Consider the following 19,419-nt stretch of genomic DNA (forward strand, 5'->3'; position numbering starts at 1 on the left):
TCTTCTCTTTCTCTGCTAACATCATGCGCCCAAAGGCAACCTGACACCTAAACCAAAAAAGACAAATCAAATCCCTACATCCTCTCAATCAACTCCCCTCCTATATCCAAAACCCTTTTCCCTTCCTCCGAACCGGGTTGCAAAAGTAGAAAAAATATCAACCCCAACAAACTAATCCTAACTTTTATTCCAACTTTAAACCTAAATACCCTGATACACAAATAGAAAAAATCAACTACTCAATCACTGCTCACCAGTTGTGCCTGAGCTTAATGATCTGACATGGCACACGGCAGCCCTTTAGGGCTATATACGGATAAGACACGGACAAGATACGGTTGTACTATAGTCCACCTATAGTCCATGTATAGTCCACGTTTTTATGAAAAAACATGGACTGTACATTAAATATTTGTATATTGTATATGAACTGTTATGCTACAGTACCGGAACAGTTTTAAAGGTATTGCTCAGCATAACAACTCATAAAGTTATAAAATGGCAAAACCTGACGGCAAATTTTTGCGAGGCATGATCGGTCCTGTCGTGAATAAAAAATACAGGAATACAAAGGCAATCCCAGCCGCCCTATACATGAGGGAAGCCCGACCAGACATCCATCAATAAAAAGCCTCAGAAAATATCCAAATTTAGTATTGCCCGGTCGACAGGAGCACTAATGTGCATGCCCTTACCGACTCAATACCATGTTGTTCTAACAAGGATTCGAGTTCCCTGTTTTCAGTACCTGGATTGAAAACAACTCTTTTAGGATTCGTTTGCAATATATAATCATAATAACCACTTTGTAAATGCGGACCGATATATAATGTAATGGTATCGATGTCCTTGTGGATCTCGCCCTGCTCTTCTATTTCTACACCGAATACTGTTCCTTTTTTTATGCCGACATTGACAATCTTATGCCCTTTTGAGGTAAGCATTTGTGCCGCCAGGTAGGCGTATCTCGCAGGATTTGTCGTTGCACCAATAATTAATGTCTTTTTCACGGTCTAGAATTTAAGCAATAAAGCAATTTGCCCACCATGGTAGGCATGATGTTGAATCAATCCATTTAATAATTCCCATTTAGTCAGACGGGGACCTTCTATATGACGGACATGTTCCAGCCATTGATCACCGGTCATCATCAGGGCCAGGTTGACTAATTTTTCATTGGCAATATGAAAGTCACGCAAGATTACATCCCAGGAGGCAGGCGTTTCTTCACTTACTTCAGGCCAGTCCCCATTTTCAGGTTCTTTGGCCACATTTCCCATTAACCTGGAAATCACTTCTTCCGTCCAGGAAGTCAGGTGAAGCACCAATTCCGCTATAGTATGTGCACTGGGGATGGACCTTTTAAAAACCTGCCTGTCTTTTACAGACGAAATTATCGCCGACAGGTTATTGCCATGCCAGGCATCTCCACTGTAGGCTTTCCTAAGTTCACTTGCAAAATCAATCATAACTAACTAACAAACGACTACCAAATCTGTTTAATAATACTTCATCACCGCATTGGCACAATTTACGCCGTCTATAGCCGCAGATACGATTCCACCGGCATAGCCTGCACCCTCTGCACATGGAAATAAGCCCGCTACCTGAGGATGCTGAAGAGTTTCCCGGTCCCTTGGTATCCGCACCGGGGACGAGCTCCTGCTTTCTACGCCGACCAATATCGCTTCATTAGTAAAGTAACCTTTCATCTTCTTTCCAAACAGAGGCAACGCGTTCTTTAAGCTGGAGGCTACAAAATCCGGCAAGGTGTCCCTTAGCATCACACTCCTGGTACCAGGCAAATACGAATTTTTTGGAAGGTCCGGGGATACTTTGCCTTCAACAAAATCAACCATCCGCTGGGCCGGCGCCACAAGATCGCCGCCACCAAGCTTAAAAGCAGTCCGCTCTATTTCAGCTTGAAAATGCATCATACGCAAAGGATCATCGCCCTTCACGTCATCAAGAGTAATCTGCACTACAGTTCCTGAATTGGCATAAGGGTTATTTCTTTTTGAAGGCGACCAGCCATTGACCACAATTTCATGGTCATGAGTAGCGCATGGCGCTATTATCCCTCCGGGGCACATGCAAAATGAGAAGACTCCCCTTGCCCCCACCTGCTCTACTAAACTATAATAGGCAGGCGGCAAAAACTCACTTCTGATGTCGCAGTGGTATTGAGCCGCATCAATAATAGCTTGCGGATGCTCGATCCTGACCCCCAAAGCAAATGGCTTAGCTTCGACAAGGATGTTTTTTTTATGCAGCAATTCGTAGATATCCCGGGCGGAATGGCCAGTGGCTAAGATAATCGCTTCAGCAGGTAATTTTTCGTCATGATTGGTTATCACCCCTTTTATTTTACCAAATTCGACCAGAATATCTGTTACCTTTCGACCGAAATGCACCTCTCCGCCGGCATTCTCTATTGTTTCTCTAATGGCCGTGATGATATTCGGAAGCTTGTTTGTTCCAATATGGGGGCGTGCATCTATAAGAATGTCCGTTGTGGCACCATGCTGTACAAAGGTCTGGAGCACTTTATTGATGTCTCCGCGCTTGTTAGACCGGGTATATAGCTTACCATCGGAATAAGTTCCCGCGCCACCCTCACCATAACAATAATTAGATTCTGTATTTACTATTCCCTCTTTATTTATTGCTGCCAGATCTCTCCTGCGCTGCTTTACATCTTTCCCCCGTTCCAGTACGATGGGTTTCAATCCATTTTCAATGCATTGGAGTGCTGCGAACAAACCTGCCGGGCCCGCCCCTATAATCAGTACATGTTTTGCATTACTGACATTTTGATAGCTGACTGTATAATGTTCTGCCACAAAAGTCTCATTGATAAATACCTTTACCTGCAATCTATACAGTACTCTTCGGGAGCGTGCATCAATCGACCTTTTTAATATCTGATACCCCTTAATGGCAGATTGATCCGCCCCTAAAGCGATTGATAAAGCTTTTCTAATAATGCCATCTTGTCCTAACTCTTCCGGGGCAAGTGTGATCTCTATATCTTTTTGCATAAACTGTCAGGTTTTTATCCCGAACTGTAACAAAGGTACGAAAGTTGAGTTCTAATGTGTAAATTAACCAGTGCAAAAACAAATCCCTCATACAATTACATTTGAGGTAATAAACAAAAAGAAAAACAACATGAAACCTGCGTAGCAAGCTTCATGACAATTAAAAAACAAACAGAAACAACATGAAAAAAGTAGTATTAGCAATAGTAGCGGTTTTAGTTCTATTAGTTGCCATTAGCGGTTGTGGTTACAATAGCCTTGTTAAACTCGATGAAGATGTAAAAACAAAATGGGCTCAGGTAGAAACACAATATCAGCGCCGTTCTGACCTTATCCCCAATCTGGTAAGTACTGTTAAAGGTGCTGCGAAGTTTGAGCAGGGAACTTTGACCCAGGTTATTGAGGCAAGGGCCAAAGCAAGCCAGATCACCATTGATCCAGACAAACTGACTGAAGAAAATATGCAAAAATATCAGGCAGCCCAAGGTCAGCTTAGCCAGGCTTTAGGAAAATTAATGGTGCTCACTGAAAATTACCCGGAACTTAAGGCCACACAGCAGTTCAGCGAACTCTCAGCCCAGTTAGAAGGTACTGAAAACCGCATAACTGTAGCCAGAAAAGATTTTAACGAATCCGTACAGACCTACAATGTCAAGGTGAGGTCATTCCCAAATAATATTACTGCCGGAATATTTGGCTTTAGTCAGAAAGCGGCATTTAAAGCGGATGCTGGTGCCCAAAACGCACCTAAAGTAGAATTTTAATACAACCTCATGGGATTATTCACGGAACAAGAACAGGAAGAGATTTCAAATGCCATATCGAGTGCGGAAAAGGCCACTTCAGGGGAAATCAGAATTGCATTAGAGGAGCATTGTGAAGGCGATGTATTTGAAAGAGCCACCAGTTACTTTGCAAAACTGGGAATGGATAAAACATCCCGGCATAATGGTGTATTAATCTATATGGCTCACGCTGACCATAAATTTGCTATAATAGGGGACCGGGGCATCAATAAAGTGGTTCCTCCCGATTTTTGGGAAACGACTAAAGTTGCCATGCAGGCACATTTTGCTGCAGGAAATCTGGCCCAGGGAATTATAGCCGGTATCGTTCTGGCAGGAGAAAAATTAGCGCTCTTTTTCCCTTCGCAAAATGACGACGTCAATGAGTTGCCGAATGACATTGTTTTTATGGATCAAAACAAAAGTAGCAAGGCATGAAAAAGCTAATAGCAGCCCTGTTTTTAAGTTTTGTGTCATTGTTTAGCTCCGCCCAGGATTTTCCTGCAAAGCCAAACAAACTGGTTAATGACTATACCGGGACATTGTCATCCGCTCAGATTCAGCAATTGGAGCAAAAATTAGTTGCTTTTGACGATTCTACTTCTACCCAAATTGCCGTAGCCATCGTAAAATCCGTCGGCGATTACGATGTCAATGAATACGCGCTGGAACTGGGCAGAAAGTGGGGTGTAGGAAGTGCGGGCAAGAATAATGGAATTATGATTCTGGTAGCCCTGGGCGACAGAAAGATCTCCATTCAGACCGGTTATGGTCTTGAAGGTGTTTTACCGGACATTTATGCCAAACGTATTATTGAAAATGACATCAAGCCTTACTTTAAGTCCGGTGATTATTATGCGGGCCTGGAATCAGGAACTGATGCTATCATTAAATATACCAAAGGAGAATATAAAAATGACAAGCCAAAAGCCAAAGGAGGGGGTGGTATTCCCTCAATATTCATCATTCTCTTAATCATCGTGGTGATCATCATCATTGTCAAAAAAGGTGGCGGAGGCGGCGGCGGCAGCCAGGTAATTGGTGGCCGTGGTGTTGCTGACGCACTATTTTGGAGCATGTTGCTTGGGGGAGGAAGAAGTTCCGGCGGTGGCTGGGGAGGAGGAGGTTCCAGCGGCGGCGGCGGTTTTGGTGGTTTTGGCGGAGGCAGCTTCGGCGGTGGGGGCAGTAGCGGGAGCTGGTAATTAGCAGCTATTGGCAGGCAAATATCACATTGTTAACATGACTAATCTGGATCGTCGGAAAAACGTCCTTCAATATCTTAATACCTAAAATGGAAATTCTAAAATGGAAGAAGCTCTCATCGAGATACCTGGTGAGAGAAAAATGGGCTACCCTGCGTGTCGACACCTGCGATTTACTGAATGGAACGATAAAAGATGATTATTATGTACTCGAATATCCGAATTGGGTGAACGCTGTTGCGTTAACTGCCGAAAATAAAGTTATTCTGGTGAGACAATACCGTCATGGAGGCAACATCATTTCTCTTGAAGTTCCGGGAGGGGTGATAGATGGAGATGAAGCACCTGAGCTGGCTATAAAAAGAGAGTTGCTTGAAGAAACCGGCTATTCTTTCAGTGGCACTCAGTTGATTGCTACGACCTATCCCAATCCAGCTACTGCAAATAACGTGACTTATACCTATTTACTTACAGGAGGGATAAAAACGCATCAGCAGCATTTGGATGAGCATGAGATCCTTAATGTCGAAGAGTATACAGTTGAAGAAGTAAAGCAACTTTTGAAAGATAATAAAATCGCCCAGGCACTGCATGCTACAGCTTTGTTTTATGGATTAATGGAGCTCGGCGCACTTGTATAAAAGATGACAGCAAATAGAAAAGCCGCCGATTTCTTAATCGGCGGCTTTTCTATTTGAGCAATGAATAACATTAGCTCATTTTTAATTTCTTTTGTATATCGTGCACATAACCTTTAAACTTTTTGTCCGTATCGATCAGGTCTTCGACTGTCTGGCATGCATATATCACCGTAGAGTGATCCCTCCCCCCAAAGAAGGCACCTATAGTTTTCAATGAAGATTTGGTATGACTTTTTGAAAGATACATTGAAATTTGGCGTGCCTGAACAATCTCGCGCTTGCGTGTCTGAGACTTCACCATATCGACCGGAACCTCAAAATACTCACATACCAATTTTTGGATGTATTCCATTGAGATTTCCTTGGATGTATTCTTAATAAAGTTCTTCAGCATCTGCTTGGCAAGAGCAAGGTCAATGTCTTTCTTGTTGAGCGTGGACTGGGCCAGCAAGGACACCATTGCCCCCTCGAGCTCCCTTACATTGTTATCAATATTATGCGCTACATATTCTATCACCTCGGCGGGAAGCTCTATGCCATCTGCATACATCTTCTTTTTCAGGATGGCGATCCTGGTTTCCAGATCAGGAATCTGGAGATCTGCAGACAACCCCCATTTGAAACGGCTCAATAGCCTTTCTTCTAATCCGGCAAGGTCTTTCGGCGCTTTATCAGACGAAAGGATGACCTGTTTGCCCGACTGGTGCAGGTGGTTGAAAATATGAAAGAAAATGTCCTGTGTTTTCTCCTTACCGGCAAAATTGTGCACATCATCCATGATGATCACGTCCATCGCCTGATAGAAGTTAACGAAATCGTTAATCGTGTTATTCTTCAGTGAATCTACAAACTGTTGACAAAATTTTTCGCAGGACACATAGATCACCAGCTTATCAGGCATATTGCGTTTAATCTCGTTACCAATTGCCTGGGCGAGATGGGTCTTACCCAACCCTACGCCGCCGTAGATCATCAGAGGGTTAAAGGAGGTACCTCCCGGCTTTGCGGCCACCGCATAACCTGCTGAACGTGCAAGACGGTTGCAATCTCCTTCTATGTAATTTTCAAAGGTATAGTTTGAATTTAACTGGGGGTCTACGTTAAGCTTTTTTAAACCCGGAATGATAAACGGGTTCTTAATGTCCTTGTTTATCGAAACAGGAATCGGCATAGATTGTATCTTGGCTTCTGCCCCGTTTCCATTACTCGGCATATTGGTCGTATAAGGAGAACCTGTGTTAGAAGATTTATCCACAACAATGTTATACTCCAATCTTCCTTCGTCTCCCAATTGTTTCTTTACTGTCTTACGCAACAGGCCAACATAATGCTCTTCCAACCATTCATAGAAGAATAAGCTTGGTACCTGTATAGTCAAAACTTTGCCTTCCAATTTTAGTGCGGATATAGGTTCGAACCAAGTTTTGAAACTTTGGGTCGGAATGTTATCCTTTATAATTTGGAGACAGTTTTTCCATACTTCTGTACAAGTTTTTTCCATAGTTATTCTATAATTTGTTGGTTTACAGTGACGATACGAGCATAAAAAAACTGCTGTTTCGAGAGATCGAATATTCAAAAAATTATCAACAAAAAAAACTTAATTTTCATTTATTTGGTAAGTACTTAGACAGCAGTCGCATACCCCGCTTAACCTGAATTTTTTGTGTTGATAACTATTTATTAACATACTTTTTAATATTCTCCGAAAACACTACGCATTGCATCAGCTACTTCTCCGAGGGTCGCATAAGCCTCTACTGCAGCGAGTATAAAAGGCATCAGATTGGCTGTTCCTTTCGCAGCTTCCTTAAGATTATCCAATGCAACTGACACAGCCTCATTGTCCCGCTCAGCTTTAAGCGTATTCAGCTTTATAGTCTGTACCGTGCGGATTGATTCATCAATAGCGAAACCATCATTGATGGCCTCCGTCTTCTGGATAAACTTATTAACGCCTACTATGACCCTGCTTCCCTCTTCTACTTCCAGCTGATGACGATAGGCGGCATCCGCTATTTCATTTTGTATATAGCCCTGTTCAATGGCATTGACTGAACCGCCCATTGCATCAATTTTATCTATAAACAACTGCGCCGCAGCTTCTATCTCATCGGTCAGGGTCTCCACAAAAAAAGAGCCTGCCAAAGGGTCTACTGTATCAGTTACCCCGCTTTCAAATGCAATCACCTGCTGGGTCCTCAAGGCGATCTTTGCTGCTGCTTCTGTAGGTAGGGATAAAGCTTCATCATACCCGTTGGTATGGAGCGACTGTGTCCCCCCCAATACTGCTGCCATGGCCTGATTAGTTACTCTGATTACGTTATTAAGCGGCTGCTGTGCAGTAAGTGTGGAACCGCCGGTCTGCGTATGGAATCTTAGCATTTGTGCTTTTTCATCTGTGGCCCCCAGTCCCCTGGTTATTTTGGCCCACATTCTCCGGGCGGCTCTGAATTTTGCTATTTCTTCAAAGAAATTGTTGTGGCAGTTAAAAAAGAAGGACAGCCGCCTCGCGAAAATATTAATGTCCAACCCTTTTTCAAGAGCTGCCATTAAATATGCCTTCCCATTGGCAAGTGTAAATGCAAGTTCCTGCACTGCGGTTGACCCTGCCTCTCTAATGTGGTATCCTGAAATAGAAATGGTATTCCACCTCGGCACCTCTCTGCTGCAATATTCAAAAATATCAGTAATGATCCTCATTGAAGGCTTTGGCGGATAAATATAAGTACCTCTGGCGGCGTACTCCTTCAATATATCGTTTTGTATGGTTCCGGAGATCTGCCTGATGTCCGCTCCCTGCTTTTTGGCCAGTGCGATGTACATTGCCAGTAAAATAGACGCTGTAGCATTGATGGTCATTGATGTCGTAATTTTCTGGAGCTCAATCCCGTCAAAAAGCATTTCCATATCTTTAAGCGAATCAATTGCCACACCTACTTTTCCCACTTCTCCTTCCGCCATCTCATGATCAGAGTCATAGCCGATTTGAGTAGGCAGATCAAAAGCGACTGAAAGACCCATCGTCCCCTGCGCCAATAAGTAATGGTAACGCTTGTTTGATTCTTCGGCTGTTGAAAAACCGGCATACTGCCGCATCGTCCACAGCCGGCCCCTGTACATATCTTTTTGGATACCTCTGGTGAATGGAAATTCGCCGGGGGCTTCCGTTAATGGTGGTGCAGAAAGATAAATTTCTTTAATCTCTATACCGGAGCTAGTCACAATCTTTTTTTCTTCCATGACTTAAAACAGTTCTTGAATATCTTTTTTTATTAGCGTCAGGGTCAGATCATAAGGGTTTTCAGCTGAAGCTGCCATATGCTGTAAAATTTTCTTACTCAGGTCTACGCCTTCCGCATCAGCAGGAAGATTTCTCACCGCATTGTTGATCATCGCCAGAGTATCTTCTTTTAGCTTACTCACGACATCCCATATCAGCGGACTCACATACAGCTGTTGTGCTACATTATGCTGGTATTCGAACCTGATTTCATTAAGCAGTATAGATTGCATATCGGCTAATGAAATGCCCTGGTAGTGCAATCTTATCAATAAATTGGTTGGATTAATGCGCTCTATAAAAAGGATCAGTCTTTCATGCGCCTGTAATCTTAACATCAGCAATTGAGGCCGCTCTTCTTTTTTTACTTCTGCCGACTTCAACCTTAAGTATCTATGTATGTCGGGTCTGACCAGGAAATATCCGGCTGTCACAATGATCACACCGCCACCGGCAAGTCCTGCAATATCCAATATCAGTTTATTTATGTCCATTCAGCTTTGTTTGAATACGGTAATAATTAGTCTTTTATCCCAGCAAAAGTCTGCATTTTATTTATCTTTACATGATAAAACAATTTTTTAACAGGCTACGATACGGAATATAATATTAAACAATATGAGTACTACAGTGGATACAGCATTTGCACCGGTTACTTTTACAGAAGGAGCAGTTAAAGAGCTTTTTAAATTGAAGGACCAGCAGGAGATTTCTGAGGATTTCGGATTACGTGTTGGAGTTGAAGGGGGAGGCTGCTCAGGGATGACCTACGTACTTGGTTTTGATCAAAAAAAAGACGGCGATCAGGAATTCATAATTGACGGCATTAAAGTTTTTATGCACAAGGCGCACCAAATGTACCTGCTGGGAATGCAGGTAGACTGGCAGGATGGACTAAATTCAAGAGGTTTTACTTTCAGCAACCCCAATGCGAACAGTACTTGCGGTTGCGGGACAAGCTTTTCTGTTTAGACAGATTTTAATTGTAACATTATAGGTGGTCTCGTTGTCTTAACAGCGGGACTTTTTAATTTTATCCCTTAAAGAATTTTATTTCTATATAATGACCTATACCGAAAACGTAAGACTAGCAATTCAATCTATAAAAAGTAACCGGCTGCGTACTTTGCTTACGGCGTTGATCATTGCTATCGGGTTATCTGCGTTAGTAGGTATTTTGACTACGCTGGACGCAGTGAAAACCAGCATGACCGAAGCGTTTTCAAGTATGGGCGCCAATTCTTTTACGATAAGAAACAGGGGAACAGGGATCAGAATAGGTGGCGGAGGAAAAAGGCCAAAACCATTCCGGTCAATTAAATATGAGGATGCCACCAGTTTTAAAGAAAGATTGAATGCCCCCGCAAATGTGGCAATAAGTGTATTTGCCAGCGGAGGATCAACGGCCAAATATGGAATAGAAAAAACAAACCCCAACGTCAACATTCAGGGTATTGATGAAAACGGTTTAAATTCTCAAGGCCTTGATTTGGCTTTAGGAAGAAATTTTAGCCAGAAAGAAGCATTTTCAGGAAACAACCTATGTATCATAGGCAGCGAAATCAAAGACAAGCTTTTCAAAAACCAAGACCCGCTTGATAAGGTCATCAATGTAGGCAATAACAGATTAAAAGTTATAGGTGTACTTGTAACCAAAGGTCAGAGTATGGGCTTTAGCGGAGATAGAACTGTGTTTGTTCCGTTACTAAAAGCCAAATTGATCAATTCCAACTCAAATCCGTCATATACGATAACGGTAGCAGTGCCAAATAACGAACAAATGGACAATGTGATCGGAGAAGCTACCGCTGAATTTAGAAATATCAGAAAAGTGAAGATCACTGAACCAAATAATTTTGAGATCACCAAAAGTGATGCAATTGCGCAGACCTTGTTTGAGCAATTGAGCTATATTGTGATAGGAGGCATAGCCATTGGCGCTATCACACTGATCGGCGCATCAATCGGCCTGATGAATATCATGCTGGTATCGGTAACGGAGAGAACCAGGGAAATAGGTATACGAAAAGCAATCGGGGCCAACCCTGCTGTGATCCGAAAGCAATTTCTAATCGAAGCAGTAATGATCTGCCTTATTGGTGGTGCCTTTGGTATATTTTTAGGGATCGCTATAGGAAACCTGATCTCTTTTTCAATGGGCGGCTCGTTCCTCGTTCCCTGGGAATGGATCATGGGTGGCTTTGCGCTTTGTGTACTTGTAGGAATCGGCTCAGGATATTATCCCGCAAAAAAAGCGTCTAAGCTTGACCCGGTAGAAGCATTAAGATATGAATAATCTTTATTTCCCGTGATATTGAGTTTCATAATAAGCCTGGTAGTTTCCTGAGGTGACATTACTCAGCCATTCTTCGTTCTCCAGGTACCAGTCCACTGTTTTGGCCAGCCCTTCTTCAAATTGCAGGCTCGGTACCCAGTCCAGTTCCTTTTGCAATTTCGTTGAATCGATCGCATAGCGAAGGTCATGCCCTGCCCTGTCAGTTACAAAGGTGATCAGTTTCGCCGATTCACCTGACGCCCTGCCCAATTTTTCATCCATAATCCTGCACAGTAAATGGATCAGGTCAATGTTTTTCCATTCGTTGTGCCCGCCTATATTATAGGTCTCCCCTGTTTTCGCCCCATGAAAAATAACATCTATCGCCCTTGCATGGTCTTCTACCCATAGCCAGTCCCTTACATTCTCCCCTTTTCCATATACCGGCACAGGCTGGTTGTTTTTAATGTTATTGATTGCCAGAGGGATCAGCTTTTCAGGAAAATGATGCGACCCGTAATTGTTCGAACAGTTGGAGATCACCACATCCAGTCCATAAGTATCATGGTAGGCCCTTACAAAGTGGTCCGAGGAAGCTTTCGATGCCGAATACGGGCTATGCGGATCATAGGCGGTAGTTTCGGTAAACATACCCGTATCTCCTAGTGCCCCATAGACCTCATCTGTAGAAACATGATAAAAACGTTTGTTTGTGTAGCTTCCTTTCCAACATTCCCTGGCCGCATTCAACAGGTTAACAGTCCCGATCACATTGGTCATCACAAACGCCGTAGGATCAGTTATCGAACGGTCCACATGAGATTCTGCCGCCAGATGAATGACTGCATCAAATTTTTCTTTTTGGAAAAGCTTATTTATTTCAAATGCATCAGTAATGTCCGCTTTGACAAAACTGTAATTCGGCTTATCTTCTATATCCGTCAGGTTTGCTAAATTTCCCGCATAGGTCAGCTTATCCAGGTTCATAATCTGGTAATCCGGATACTTATTTACAAACCTTCTCACTACATGAGAACCTATGAAACCTGCACCTCCTGTTATTAATATTTTTTTCATGCTATAATTCTTTTGGCAAACCAAGTTCCCGGGCCACAGCCTCAGACTTATTGGTGTATATTTTATTTAAAATGTCATTTAGCTGTTCCCTGAGATCGAATTGAAGGTCTTCATGCATTCTATAGTATTTATTCAAAACACTCTGCGTTGATTTAACAAAATAAACCATTAACTTTTCATTAAACTTATATAAAGGAGAAAAAATACTTTCGTTAAATGCCATAGGAATCAGTGCAAGCAAGTGTAGTCTTAATTCGATATCTGAACTGATATCTTTAGTCACTTTAAAATGGTGATTGATCTGCCCCAAAAACCCTCTCATCTTTGCAAGGGTATCTTTGGATGTCAATTTTCTACTGTTTAAAAGCTCGATCATACCAGTGTCAATCAGCGTTATTAATGCCTCATGCCGATCAGCAAGATCTTGTTCGTCTTCCAGCAATTTAAAATGAAGATGCTCGGTTAAAACTTTATCTTTAGCAATGAGCCTGAGCAAAAGTTTATCTTTTTCCTTTTCAGGAAGAGACCTGATCGCCAGTTTAAGATCCTTATGCTCACTTAACAGCATCTAGAATGGATTTTCCTTTAAATATTTCTCCCATTTCCATGCAGAAGACATCATTTCTTCTAACCCAAGTTCCGCCTTCCAGCCCAGTACTTCTGTTGACTTGGTGACATCTCCCCATACCTGCTCAATGTCTCCGGCTCTTCTCGGGCCGATCGTATAATTCAATTTTTCACCGGTTGATTTTTCAAAAGCATCAATGACCTCTAATACGGTTGACCCTTTACCTGTCCCCAGGTTGAAAACTTCATAATTGGATTCAGCTTTATCACTCTCCAGTCTTTTAATGGCAGCAACATGCGCCTTTGCCAGGTCAACAACATGAATGTAATCTCTGATGGCACTTCCGTCAGGGGTATTATAATCATTGCCATAAACAGTAATGGGACCACGTTTGCCTATGGCTGACTGGGTGATAAAAGGAACCAGATTTTGAGGAACGCCGATCGGCAATTCACCGATCAACGAAGTATGATGTGCCCCCACAGGATTAAAATAACGAAGGGAAGTAACCTTTAGAGAAGGTGTAACGGCACAGGTTTCCTGTAGAATTTCTTCAGCGATCTGCTTGGTATTTCCATAAGGTGACTCCGCCTTTTTTGTTGGTGCCTCTTCAGTTACAGGCAGTACATCTGGCTGACCATAAACGGTACATGAGGAAGAGAAAACCAATTTTAAGGAGCTATTAAAAGCATTGATCAAATTGATCAGTGAATAGAAATTATTTCTATAATATTTCAAAGGCTGTTGAACCGATTCTCCTACTGCTTTGAATGCTGCAAAGTGAATCACTCCTGATATATCCTTATGTTTATCAGCAAATTCATTAATTTTAGCCTCATCGCACAGGTCAAGTTCAACAAATTCTGGTTTTACTCCGATAATAGCTTCAATTTGATCGAGTATTTTTGGATTGGAATTGGACAGGTCATCAATAATGATTACTTCATAGCCTGCATTGTATAATTCTACCACTGTATGTGAACCAATAAAGCCGGTCCCGCCAGTCACTAATATTTTCGACATTCTTCTTAATTAACGATTATAGGTTGTAAAATCTTTATGTTCTTTATTTACTAATGCTTCTTTCGGCAACGACTTAAAATACTCGTAAGTTATCTTAAGTCCTTCCGCCCTGCTTATTTTTGGTTCCCAGCCAAGAATAGACCTTGCCTTTGTAATGTCAGGCCTGCGCTGTTTGGGGTCATCAACAGGTAAATCCCGCAATACCAGTTTCTGGGTGGTACCTGTTAGTTTAATGATCTCCTCGCCAAACTGTTTAATTGTAATCTCATCAGGATTTCCAATATTAACCGGCTGTGCATAATCACTCAGCAGTAATCTGTAAATACCTTCAATTAAATCATCTACATAACAAAAAGACCTGGTCTGAGACCCGTCCCCAAATACTGTCAGGTCTTCGCCGCGAAGTGCCTGACCAATAAAAGCAGGGAGTACCCTTCCGTCATTCAGGCGCATTCTTGGTCCATAAGTATTGAAAATCCGGACTATCCTTGTCTCTAGTCCGTGAAAAGTATGGTAAGCCATCGTCATCGCTTCCTGAAAGCGCTTTGCTTCGTCATATACCCCTCTCGGGCCAACCGGATTCACATTTCCCCAGTATTCTTCCGGCTGAGGATTGACACTCGGGTCTCCGTATACCTCAGATGTTGAAGCGATCAGCATGCGGGCGTTTTTATTTTTCGCCAGTCCCAAAAGATTATGGGTGCCTAATGAGCCCACTTTCAATGTCTGGATGGGAATTTTTAAATAATCTATCGGACTGGCCGGGGATGCAAAATGCAGGATATAATCCAGCTTCCCGGATACATAAACAAATTTTGAAACGTCATGATGAGAAAACTCAAAATTCTCCAGGCCAAACAAATGTTCAATATTTTGCAGGTCACCCGTGATCAGGTTGTCCATACCAATTACATGATAACCCTCTTTGATAAACCGGTCACATAAATGAGATCCCAGAAAACCTGCAGCACCTGTTATTAAAACTCTTTTACGTCCCATTAATCTATCAGCTTACGTCCAACACTATTGTAATAATATCCAAGATCGATCATTTTTTGAAGGTCATAAAGATTACGTCCGTCAAAAATCACCTTATTGGTCAAAGTTTCTTCCATTCTGTCAAAATCAGGGTTTCTGAAAACCGACCATTCCGTAGCAATCAGTAAGGCATCAGCTCCTTTCAAAGCAGCGTACTGGTCTTCCGCGTATTGAATTTTATCACCTATCAAAGCCTTTACATTGGCAATTCCTTCAGGATCGAAAGTACTTACCGTAGCACCATGCTTCAACAGATCCTCGATGATGTACAATGCAGGAGCTTCGCGGATGTCATCAGTCTCAGGTTTGAAAGCCAGCCCCCACAACGCAAAGTGCTTACCTTTCAGATCACCTTTATAGTACTTCAAAAGTTTCTCCACCAAAACAGTTTTTTGTTTTTCATTTACCTTCATGACCGCTTTCAGGATTTGAAAATCATAATCGTGCTCATCTGCAGATTTAGCCAGAGCCTGCACATCCTTAGGGAAACAGCTTCCGCCATAACCTATTCCCGGGAACAGAAAACGCTTACCTATACGATCATCTGATCCAATCCCTTTTCTGACGGCATCCACATCGGCGCCGACAATTTCACAAAGATTGGCCACCTCATTCATAAAAGTGATCTTTGTCGCCAGAAATGAATTTGCAGCATATTTAGTAAGCTCAGAAGAGCGTTCGTCCATAAACAAAATAGGATTGCCCTGCCGTACATAAGGACCATATAATTCTGCCATCAGTTTTTTGGCCTTTTCACTGGTCGTTCCGATCACCACACGGTCAGGTTTCATAAAATCATCTACAGCGACACCTTCACGCAGAAACTCAGGATTAGAAACCACATCGATCTCTACTGAGGTGTGTTCTTTAAAAACAGCCTGTACCTTATCAGCCGTTCCCACCGGAACGGTTGATTTATTTACAATAACTTTGTATTCGGTAACCAGTTTGGAAATGTCTTTTGCTGCCCCCAGAATATAGGAAAGATCTGCAGCCCCATCTCCGCCAGGAGGGGTTGGCAACGCCATGAATATGATCTGGGCATCTTTAATACCCGCTGCCAGGTCTGTAGTAAAAGTAAGTCTGCGCTGGGCAATATTCCTGTGAAACAAAACATCCAGACCCGGTTCATAGATTGGTATTTCACCTGCCTGCATTTTTTGTACTTTGGCAGCATTTACGTCAACACAGATTACATTGTTCCCGGTTTCAGCTAAACAAGTCCCTGTTACAAGACCCACATAACCTGTTCCTATTACAGCTATTTTCATATATTAATTTCGATTTAACTTTATTGAGGTATCTTCGGCTAAGATAACAAATAAACAACAAAATGCTTTGGCTTTATAATATAGGGATTCAACTTTATGGACTCATTATTTACCTGCTTTCTCCTTTCAGCACAAAAGCTTCACTTTTTATAGAGGGCAGAAAAAATATCTTCAAAAAAATAACGCTTGCCGTTGACCCATCGCAAAAGCACATCTGGTTTCATTTTGCATCCCTTGGGGAATTTGAACAAGGCAGGACTGTATTGGAGAAAATAAAAGTGCTGTATCCCCAAAAACGGATAGCCATTACTTTCTTCTCTCCTTCCGGTTATGAAATCAGGAAGAATTACCCACTTGCAGACGGAGTGTTCTACCTGCCTTTGGATACTGCTGAAAATGCCGAAAAACTAATAGCTGCTCTAAATCCGGAAATCGCAATCTTCACCAAATATGAATACTGGTACCATTATTTTAAAGCATTAAAAAAAAATGGCACTCCTTTATTTATCATTTCCGGAATATTCAGGGCCGGCCAGGTCTATTTCAAGTGGTATGGCTCATTTAACCGTAAAATACTAAGTTTTGTCGACCACTTCTTTCTGCAAAATGAAGAAAGCAGGGCATTGCTCAGCAGCATTCAGCTGGAAAATACCAGTCTGAGCGGTGATACCAGATTTGACCGGGTGGCGGAAAATGCCGCTTCACCGAAGACATTCGATCTTGTTGAAGAATTTTGTGGAACCGCGCCCGTTCTTGTTGCCGGAAGCACCTGGCCTGATGATGAAAAAATCTTATCCGTATTAATTTCTGCCTGCCCCGACTGGAAATTCATAGTCGCCCCCCACGAAGTCGACGAGGATCATGTCAACAGCCTTCGGAAGCTACTGGTTGGGAACATAAAGTATTCCGATCTGCAGGAAACAAAACAAAAAAGCCAGGTATTGATCATCGACAACATAGGCTTGTTATCTTCACTTTATCAATATGGAAGCATCGCGTACATAGGAGGAGGCTTTGGTGCAGGAATCCACAACACGCTTGAAGCCGCCGCATTTGGCATACCCGTTATTTTCGGACCAAAATATGAAAAATTCCAGGAGGCAAAGGACCTGATCTCGCTAGAAGCAGCTGTAAGTGTCAGAAATGAGGATGAGCTTCTCGATGCGTTCAAATCACTCCTCACAAATAAGCAATCAGGCGGTGCCGCGAAAAACTATGTGATCTCTAAAACAGGATCAACAGACCAGATTATAAATTATATACAGCAGTATTTTTAGGCCACTGCCATCCCCGCCAGCGCATCTATAAACCTGGGGTCATCATTAAGGCTTTCCACCAGCTGGACATGTTCACCGCCCAGTGCTTTAAACTCTTCATGATACTCTACCGTGATTTCATACAGCGTTTCCAGACAATCAGCAACAAAAGCAGGGCTAAACACCAGTAATCTCTTTTTACCTTCCCCGGCAAGTTTCTTTAGCACATCAGTGGTATAGGGTTGTACCCATGGTTCTTTCCCCAGTCTCGATTGAAAACAAACTGTATAATTCTCCCTTGCAATGTTGAGTTTAGCTGCGATCAGTCTGGCTGTATCATAGCCCTGCGCAGAATAACAGAACTTGTTGGTGTCATTCATCGATTCACAGCAGTTATCTTGCTTCAGACAATAATGGCCAGTATGATCACATTTCAAAAGCTGACGTTCCGGGAGCCCGTGAAAACTAAACAATACATGGTCGTAGCTATCCGGCTGATATTTTAGCGCATTATTCGCGAAGGTCTCAATCACCAGGTCGTTATCATGAAAAGAGCTGACAAAAGATACGGGGGGCACAGTAGGCCATTTACTGATGATCTCCATTACGCTCTGCATAACTGATCCCGTACTCGCTGACGCATATTGGGGAAACATGGGTATTACTTTTATACTTTCCACGAGACCCGCTTTCATCTTCTCCAATGCTGACAATATAGAAGGATTCTGATAGCGCATTGCAAGTTCAACATGATATTCGTCACCCAGTTTTTCCTGCAGCAGGTTAGCCTGGATCTTGCTGTAGTACAACAAAGGAGAACCATTCCCGTCCCAGATCTCTTTGTAAAGCTTAGACGTTTTCGGGCTTCTGAAAGGAACAATGATTCCTTTAACCAGAAGCGCACGTTTAAATGCATTGACATCTATCACACGTTCATCCATCAAAAACTGATCTAGATATTTACGCACGTCAGCTACCTCCGGACTATCCGGAGTCCCTAAATTTACCAGCAATACACCCTTTTTTCCCATAGTTACGGCGCGAAATTAACTTATTATCTCATTGATTCCTTAAGCATAAAAGCAATATTTACTTTTTAATGATCGAGCAAAAAAGTTTTCACCTCCTCCATAAGCCACATCGGGGTTGATGTAGCGCCGCAGATCCCAATCTTATCCCCCGGAGAGAACCAGCTGAAATCTATTTCATCCACATTAGAAATAAAATGTGAATTTGTATTGTGTTTTTTGCAAACATCATAAAGCACCTTCCCATTTGATGATTTCTTACCTGATACAAAAACAATACTGTCAAAATTTACAACAAATTTCTCCAGGTCACCATACCTGTTAGAAACCTGCCTGCATATCGTATCATTAGCCTTTACTTCATATCCTCTGCTTAGCAGCTCATCTTTGATCTGATAAAATCTATCGGTACTTTTTGTAGTCTGGCTATACAATGTGAATTTTGCAGGAAGATCAGCGTCATCCAGTTCAGCAATATCCTGAAAAACAATCGCCTTACCATCTGTCTGACCCTGCAACCCTACAACCTCCGCGTGCCCGTGCTTGCCAAATATGAGAATCTGCTCATCGTCATCATGAGAATTTTTTATCCTGTTCTGTAATTTCAACACCACCGGGCAGGATGCATCAATTAGTGTCAGCTGGTTTTCCATAGCCAGTTTATAAGTAGATGGTGCTTCGCCATGTGCCCTGATCAGTACTTTTTCATTATGGAGCGTTTGCAATTGTTCATGATCTATGATTCTAAGCCCTTTATCCGTCAATCGCTTTACTTCTTCATCATTGTGAACAATATCCCCCAGGCAATACAAATAATCTTCATTGTCCAGGATATCTTCCGCCATATCAATAGCATAGACTACTCCAAAACAAAAGCCTGAAGCCTTATCAATAGTTACTGTTAGGTCGTATTTCATGATTTATATACAAG

General features: G+C 42.3%; 20 protein-coding genes. 7 read left to right on the forward strand and 13 right to left on the reverse strand.

What is annotated here, in order from left to right; genetic code table 11:
• Window positions 1–650: 650 nt before the first annotated feature.
• From QEP08_RS17340 to QEP08_RS17350, 3 genes are read right to left on the reverse strand one after another with little or no spacing between them, the layout of a single operon-like run.
• Complete coding sequence (locus tag QEP08_RS17340; protein ID WP_285059886.1) at window positions 651–1,010, reverse strand: CoA-binding protein; 360 nt, start codon at window positions 1,008–1,010, stop codon at window positions 651–653.
• Window positions 1,011–1,013: 3 nt separating this feature from the next.
• Window positions 1,014–1,469: a DinB family protein gene (locus QEP08_RS17345; protein ID WP_285059887.1), complete on the reverse strand. Its 456-nt coding sequence runs from the start codon at window positions 1,467–1,469 to the stop codon at window positions 1,014–1,016.
• A gap of 30 nt (window positions 1,470–1,499) precedes the next feature.
• Window positions 1,500–3,041, reverse strand: a complete 1,542-nt coding sequence (locus QEP08_RS17350) for an NAD(P)/FAD-dependent oxidoreductase (protein ID WP_285059888.1) — start codon at window positions 3,039–3,041, stop codon at window positions 1,500–1,502.
• A gap of 182 nt (window positions 3,042–3,223) precedes the next feature.
• On the opposite strand from QEP08_RS17350, the gene QEP08_RS17355 reads away from it, so the two are divergent.
• The 4 genes from QEP08_RS17355 (at window position 3,224) to QEP08_RS17370 (ending at window position 5,669) form a co-directional block, all read left to right on the forward strand.
• On the forward strand, window positions 3,224–3,805 hold the full coding sequence (locus tag QEP08_RS17355) for a LemA family protein (RefSeq protein ID WP_285059889.1): 582 nt from the start codon (window positions 3,224–3,226) through the stop codon (window positions 3,803–3,805).
• Window positions 3,806–3,814: 9 nt separating this feature from the next.
• Window positions 3,815–4,264, forward strand: coding sequence for a TPM domain-containing protein (locus QEP08_RS17360; protein ID WP_285059890.1), 450 nt, complete (start codon window positions 3,815–3,817; stop codon window positions 4,262–4,264).
• A complete protein-coding gene (locus QEP08_RS17365) occupies window positions 4,261–5,028 on the forward strand; it encodes a TPM domain-containing protein (RefSeq protein WP_285059892.1) in 768 nt (255 codons plus the stop codon). The genes QEP08_RS17360 and QEP08_RS17365 overlap by 4 nt, the downstream gene beginning before the upstream one ends.
• 89 nt (window positions 5,029–5,117) lie before the next feature.
• Entirely contained in the window at window positions 5,118–5,669 is a 552-nt protein-coding gene (locus tag QEP08_RS17370) for an NUDIX hydrolase (RefSeq protein WP_285059894.1), read from the forward strand.
• Window positions 5,670–5,739: 70 nt separating this feature from the next.
• On the opposite strand, the gene dnaA is transcribed toward QEP08_RS17370, so the two are convergent.
• From dnaA to QEP08_RS17385, 3 genes are all read right to left on the reverse strand, one after another.
• On the reverse strand, window positions 5,740–7,170 hold the full coding sequence (gene dnaA / locus QEP08_RS17375; RefSeq protein WP_285059895.1) for a chromosomal replication initiator protein DnaA: 1,431 nt from the start codon (window positions 7,168–7,170) through the stop codon (window positions 5,740–5,742).
• A 194-nt stretch (window positions 7,171–7,364) separates the two neighbouring features.
• Complete coding sequence (locus QEP08_RS17380) at window positions 7,365–8,912, reverse strand: acyl-CoA mutase large subunit family protein (RefSeq protein WP_285059896.1); 1,548 nt, start codon at window positions 8,910–8,912, stop codon at window positions 7,365–7,367.
• Window positions 8,913–8,915: 3 nt separating this feature from the next.
• Entirely contained in the window at window positions 8,916–9,446 is a 531-nt protein-coding gene (locus QEP08_RS17385; protein WP_285059897.1) for a DUF7935 family protein, read from the reverse strand.
• Window positions 9,447–9,570: 124 nt separating this feature from the next.
• Between QEP08_RS17385 and QEP08_RS17390 the strand changes: the two genes are divergently transcribed.
• A complete protein-coding gene (locus QEP08_RS17390; RefSeq protein ID WP_285059898.1) occupies window positions 9,571–9,924 on the forward strand; it encodes a HesB/IscA family protein in 354 nt (117 codons plus the stop codon).
• A gap of 91 nt (window positions 9,925–10,015) precedes the next feature.
• Entirely contained in the window at window positions 10,016–11,248 is a 1,233-nt protein-coding gene (locus QEP08_RS17395) for an ABC transporter permease (protein WP_285059899.1), read from the forward strand.
• A 3-nt stretch (window positions 11,249–11,251) separates the two neighbouring features.
• Here QEP08_RS17395 and rfbB read toward each other — a convergent pair whose 3' ends face one another.
• From rfbB to QEP08_RS17420, 5 genes are read right to left on the reverse strand one after another with little or no spacing between them, the layout of a single operon-like run.
• Window positions 11,252–12,304, reverse strand: a complete 1,053-nt coding sequence (rfbB, locus tag QEP08_RS17400; RefSeq protein WP_285059900.1) for a dTDP-glucose 4,6-dehydratase — start codon at window positions 12,302–12,304, stop codon at window positions 11,252–11,254.
• A 1-nt stretch (window position 12,305) separates the two neighbouring features.
• Complete coding sequence (locus QEP08_RS17405) at window positions 12,306–12,872, reverse strand: hypothetical protein (protein ID WP_285059901.1); 567 nt, start codon at window positions 12,870–12,872, stop codon at window positions 12,306–12,308.
• Complete coding sequence (gene galE / locus QEP08_RS17410) at window positions 12,873–13,895, reverse strand: UDP-glucose 4-epimerase GalE (RefSeq protein WP_285059902.1); 1,023 nt, start codon at window positions 13,893–13,895, stop codon at window positions 12,873–12,875.
• Window positions 13,896–13,904: 9 nt separating this feature from the next.
• Complete coding sequence (locus tag QEP08_RS17415; protein ID WP_285059903.1) at window positions 13,905–14,894, reverse strand: UDP-glucuronic acid decarboxylase family protein; 990 nt, start codon at window positions 14,892–14,894, stop codon at window positions 13,905–13,907.
• Window positions 14,894–16,204: a UDP-glucose dehydrogenase family protein gene (locus QEP08_RS17420; protein WP_285059904.1), complete on the reverse strand. Its 1,311-nt coding sequence runs from the start codon at window positions 16,202–16,204 to the stop codon at window positions 14,894–14,896. Before QEP08_RS17420 ends, QEP08_RS17415 begins: the two co-directional genes overlap by 1 nt.
• 62 nt (window positions 16,205–16,266) lie before the next feature.
• Here QEP08_RS17420 and QEP08_RS17425 point away from each other — a divergent pair, with 62 nt between their 5' ends.
• Window positions 16,267–17,481, forward strand: coding sequence for a 3-deoxy-D-manno-octulosonic acid transferase (locus QEP08_RS17425; RefSeq protein WP_285059905.1), 1,215 nt, complete (start codon window positions 16,267–16,269; stop codon window positions 17,479–17,481).
• On the opposite strand, the gene hemH is transcribed toward QEP08_RS17425, so the two are convergent.
• The gene (gene hemH, locus QEP08_RS17430; protein ID WP_285059906.1) at window positions 17,478–18,491 is read right to left on the reverse strand and encodes a ferrochelatase; all 1,014 of its coding nucleotides are present in this window, start codon (window positions 18,489–18,491) and stop codon (window positions 17,478–17,480) included. The genes QEP08_RS17425 and hemH overlap by 4 nt on opposite strands.
• Before the next feature lie 65 nt (window positions 18,492–18,556).
• Window positions 18,557–19,405: a 4-hydroxy-3-methylbut-2-enyl diphosphate reductase gene (locus QEP08_RS17435; protein ID WP_285059907.1), complete on the reverse strand. Its 849-nt coding sequence runs from the start codon at window positions 19,403–19,405 to the stop codon at window positions 18,557–18,559.
• Window positions 19,406–19,419 lie beyond the last annotated feature (14 nt).

It is taken from the genome of Pedobacter ginsengisoli (assembly GCF_030244015.1).
Lineage (GTDB): Bacteria > Bacteroidota > Bacteroidia > Sphingobacteriales > Sphingobacteriaceae > Pedobacter > Pedobacter ginsengisoli.

What these genes read in the sequence shown, in the direction of transcription:
- QEP08_RS17350 (WP_285059888.1), bottom strand. Translation starts at nt 3,041, where the DNA reads ATGCAAAAAGATATAGAGATCACACTTGCCCCGGAAGAGTTAGGACAA.
- QEP08_RS17385 (WP_285059897.1), bottom strand. Translation starts at nt 9,446, where the DNA reads ATGGACATAAATAAACTGATATTGGATATTGCAGGACTTGCCGGTGGC.
- dnaA (WP_285059895.1), bottom strand. Translation starts at nt 7,170, where the DNA reads ATGGAAAAAACTTGTACAGAAGTATGGAAAAACTGTCTCCAAATTATA.
- QEP08_RS17395 (WP_285059899.1), top strand. Translation starts at nt 10,016, where the DNA reads ATGACCTATACCGAAAACGTAAGACTAGCAATTCAATCTATAAAAAGT.
- hemH (WP_285059906.1), bottom strand. Translation starts at nt 18,491, where the DNA reads ATGGGAAAAAAGGGTGTATTGCTGGTAAATTTAGGGACTCCGGATAGT.
- QEP08_RS17380 (WP_285059896.1), bottom strand. Translation starts at nt 8,912, where the DNA reads ATGGAAGAAAAAAAGATTGTGACTAGCTCCGGTATAGAGATTAAAGAA.
- QEP08_RS17405 (WP_285059901.1), bottom strand. Translation starts at nt 12,872, where the DNA reads ATGCTGTTAAGTGAGCATAAGGATCTTAAACTGGCGATCAGGTCTCTT.
- QEP08_RS17365 (WP_285059892.1), top strand. Translation starts at nt 4,261, where the DNA reads ATGAAAAAGCTAATAGCAGCCCTGTTTTTAAGTTTTGTGTCATTGTTT.
- QEP08_RS17370 (WP_285059894.1), top strand. Translation starts at nt 5,118, where the DNA reads ATGGAAATTCTAAAATGGAAGAAGCTCTCATCGAGATACCTGGTGAGA.
- QEP08_RS17415 (WP_285059903.1), bottom strand. Translation starts at nt 14,894, where the DNA reads ATGGGACGTAAAAGAGTTTTAATAACAGGTGCTGCAGGTTTTCTGGGA.
- QEP08_RS17390 (WP_285059898.1), top strand. Translation starts at nt 9,571, where the DNA reads ATGAGTACTACAGTGGATACAGCATTTGCACCGGTTACTTTTACAGAA.
- QEP08_RS17435 (WP_285059907.1), bottom strand. Translation starts at nt 19,405, where the DNA reads ATGAAATACGACCTAACAGTAACTATTGATAAGGCTTCAGGCTTTTGT.
- QEP08_RS17355 (WP_285059889.1), top strand. Translation starts at nt 3,224, where the DNA reads ATGAAAAAAGTAGTATTAGCAATAGTAGCGGTTTTAGTTCTATTAGTT.
- QEP08_RS17425 (WP_285059905.1), top strand. Translation starts at nt 16,267, where the DNA reads ATGCTTTGGCTTTATAATATAGGGATTCAACTTTATGGACTCATTATT.
- galE (WP_285059902.1), bottom strand. Translation starts at nt 13,895, where the DNA reads ATGTCGAAAATATTAGTGACTGGCGGGACCGGCTTTATTGGTTCACAT.
- rfbB (WP_285059900.1), bottom strand. Translation starts at nt 12,304, where the DNA reads ATGAAAAAAATATTAATAACAGGAGGTGCAGGTTTCATAGGTTCTCAT.
- QEP08_RS17420 (WP_285059904.1), bottom strand. Translation starts at nt 16,204, where the DNA reads ATGAAAATAGCTGTAATAGGAACAGGTTATGTGGGTCTTGTAACAGGG.
- QEP08_RS17345 (WP_285059887.1), bottom strand. Translation starts at nt 1,469, where the DNA reads ATGATTGATTTTGCAAGTGAACTTAGGAAAGCCTACAGTGGAGATGCC.
- QEP08_RS17360 (WP_285059890.1), top strand. Translation starts at nt 3,815, where the DNA reads ATGGGATTATTCACGGAACAAGAACAGGAAGAGATTTCAAATGCCATA.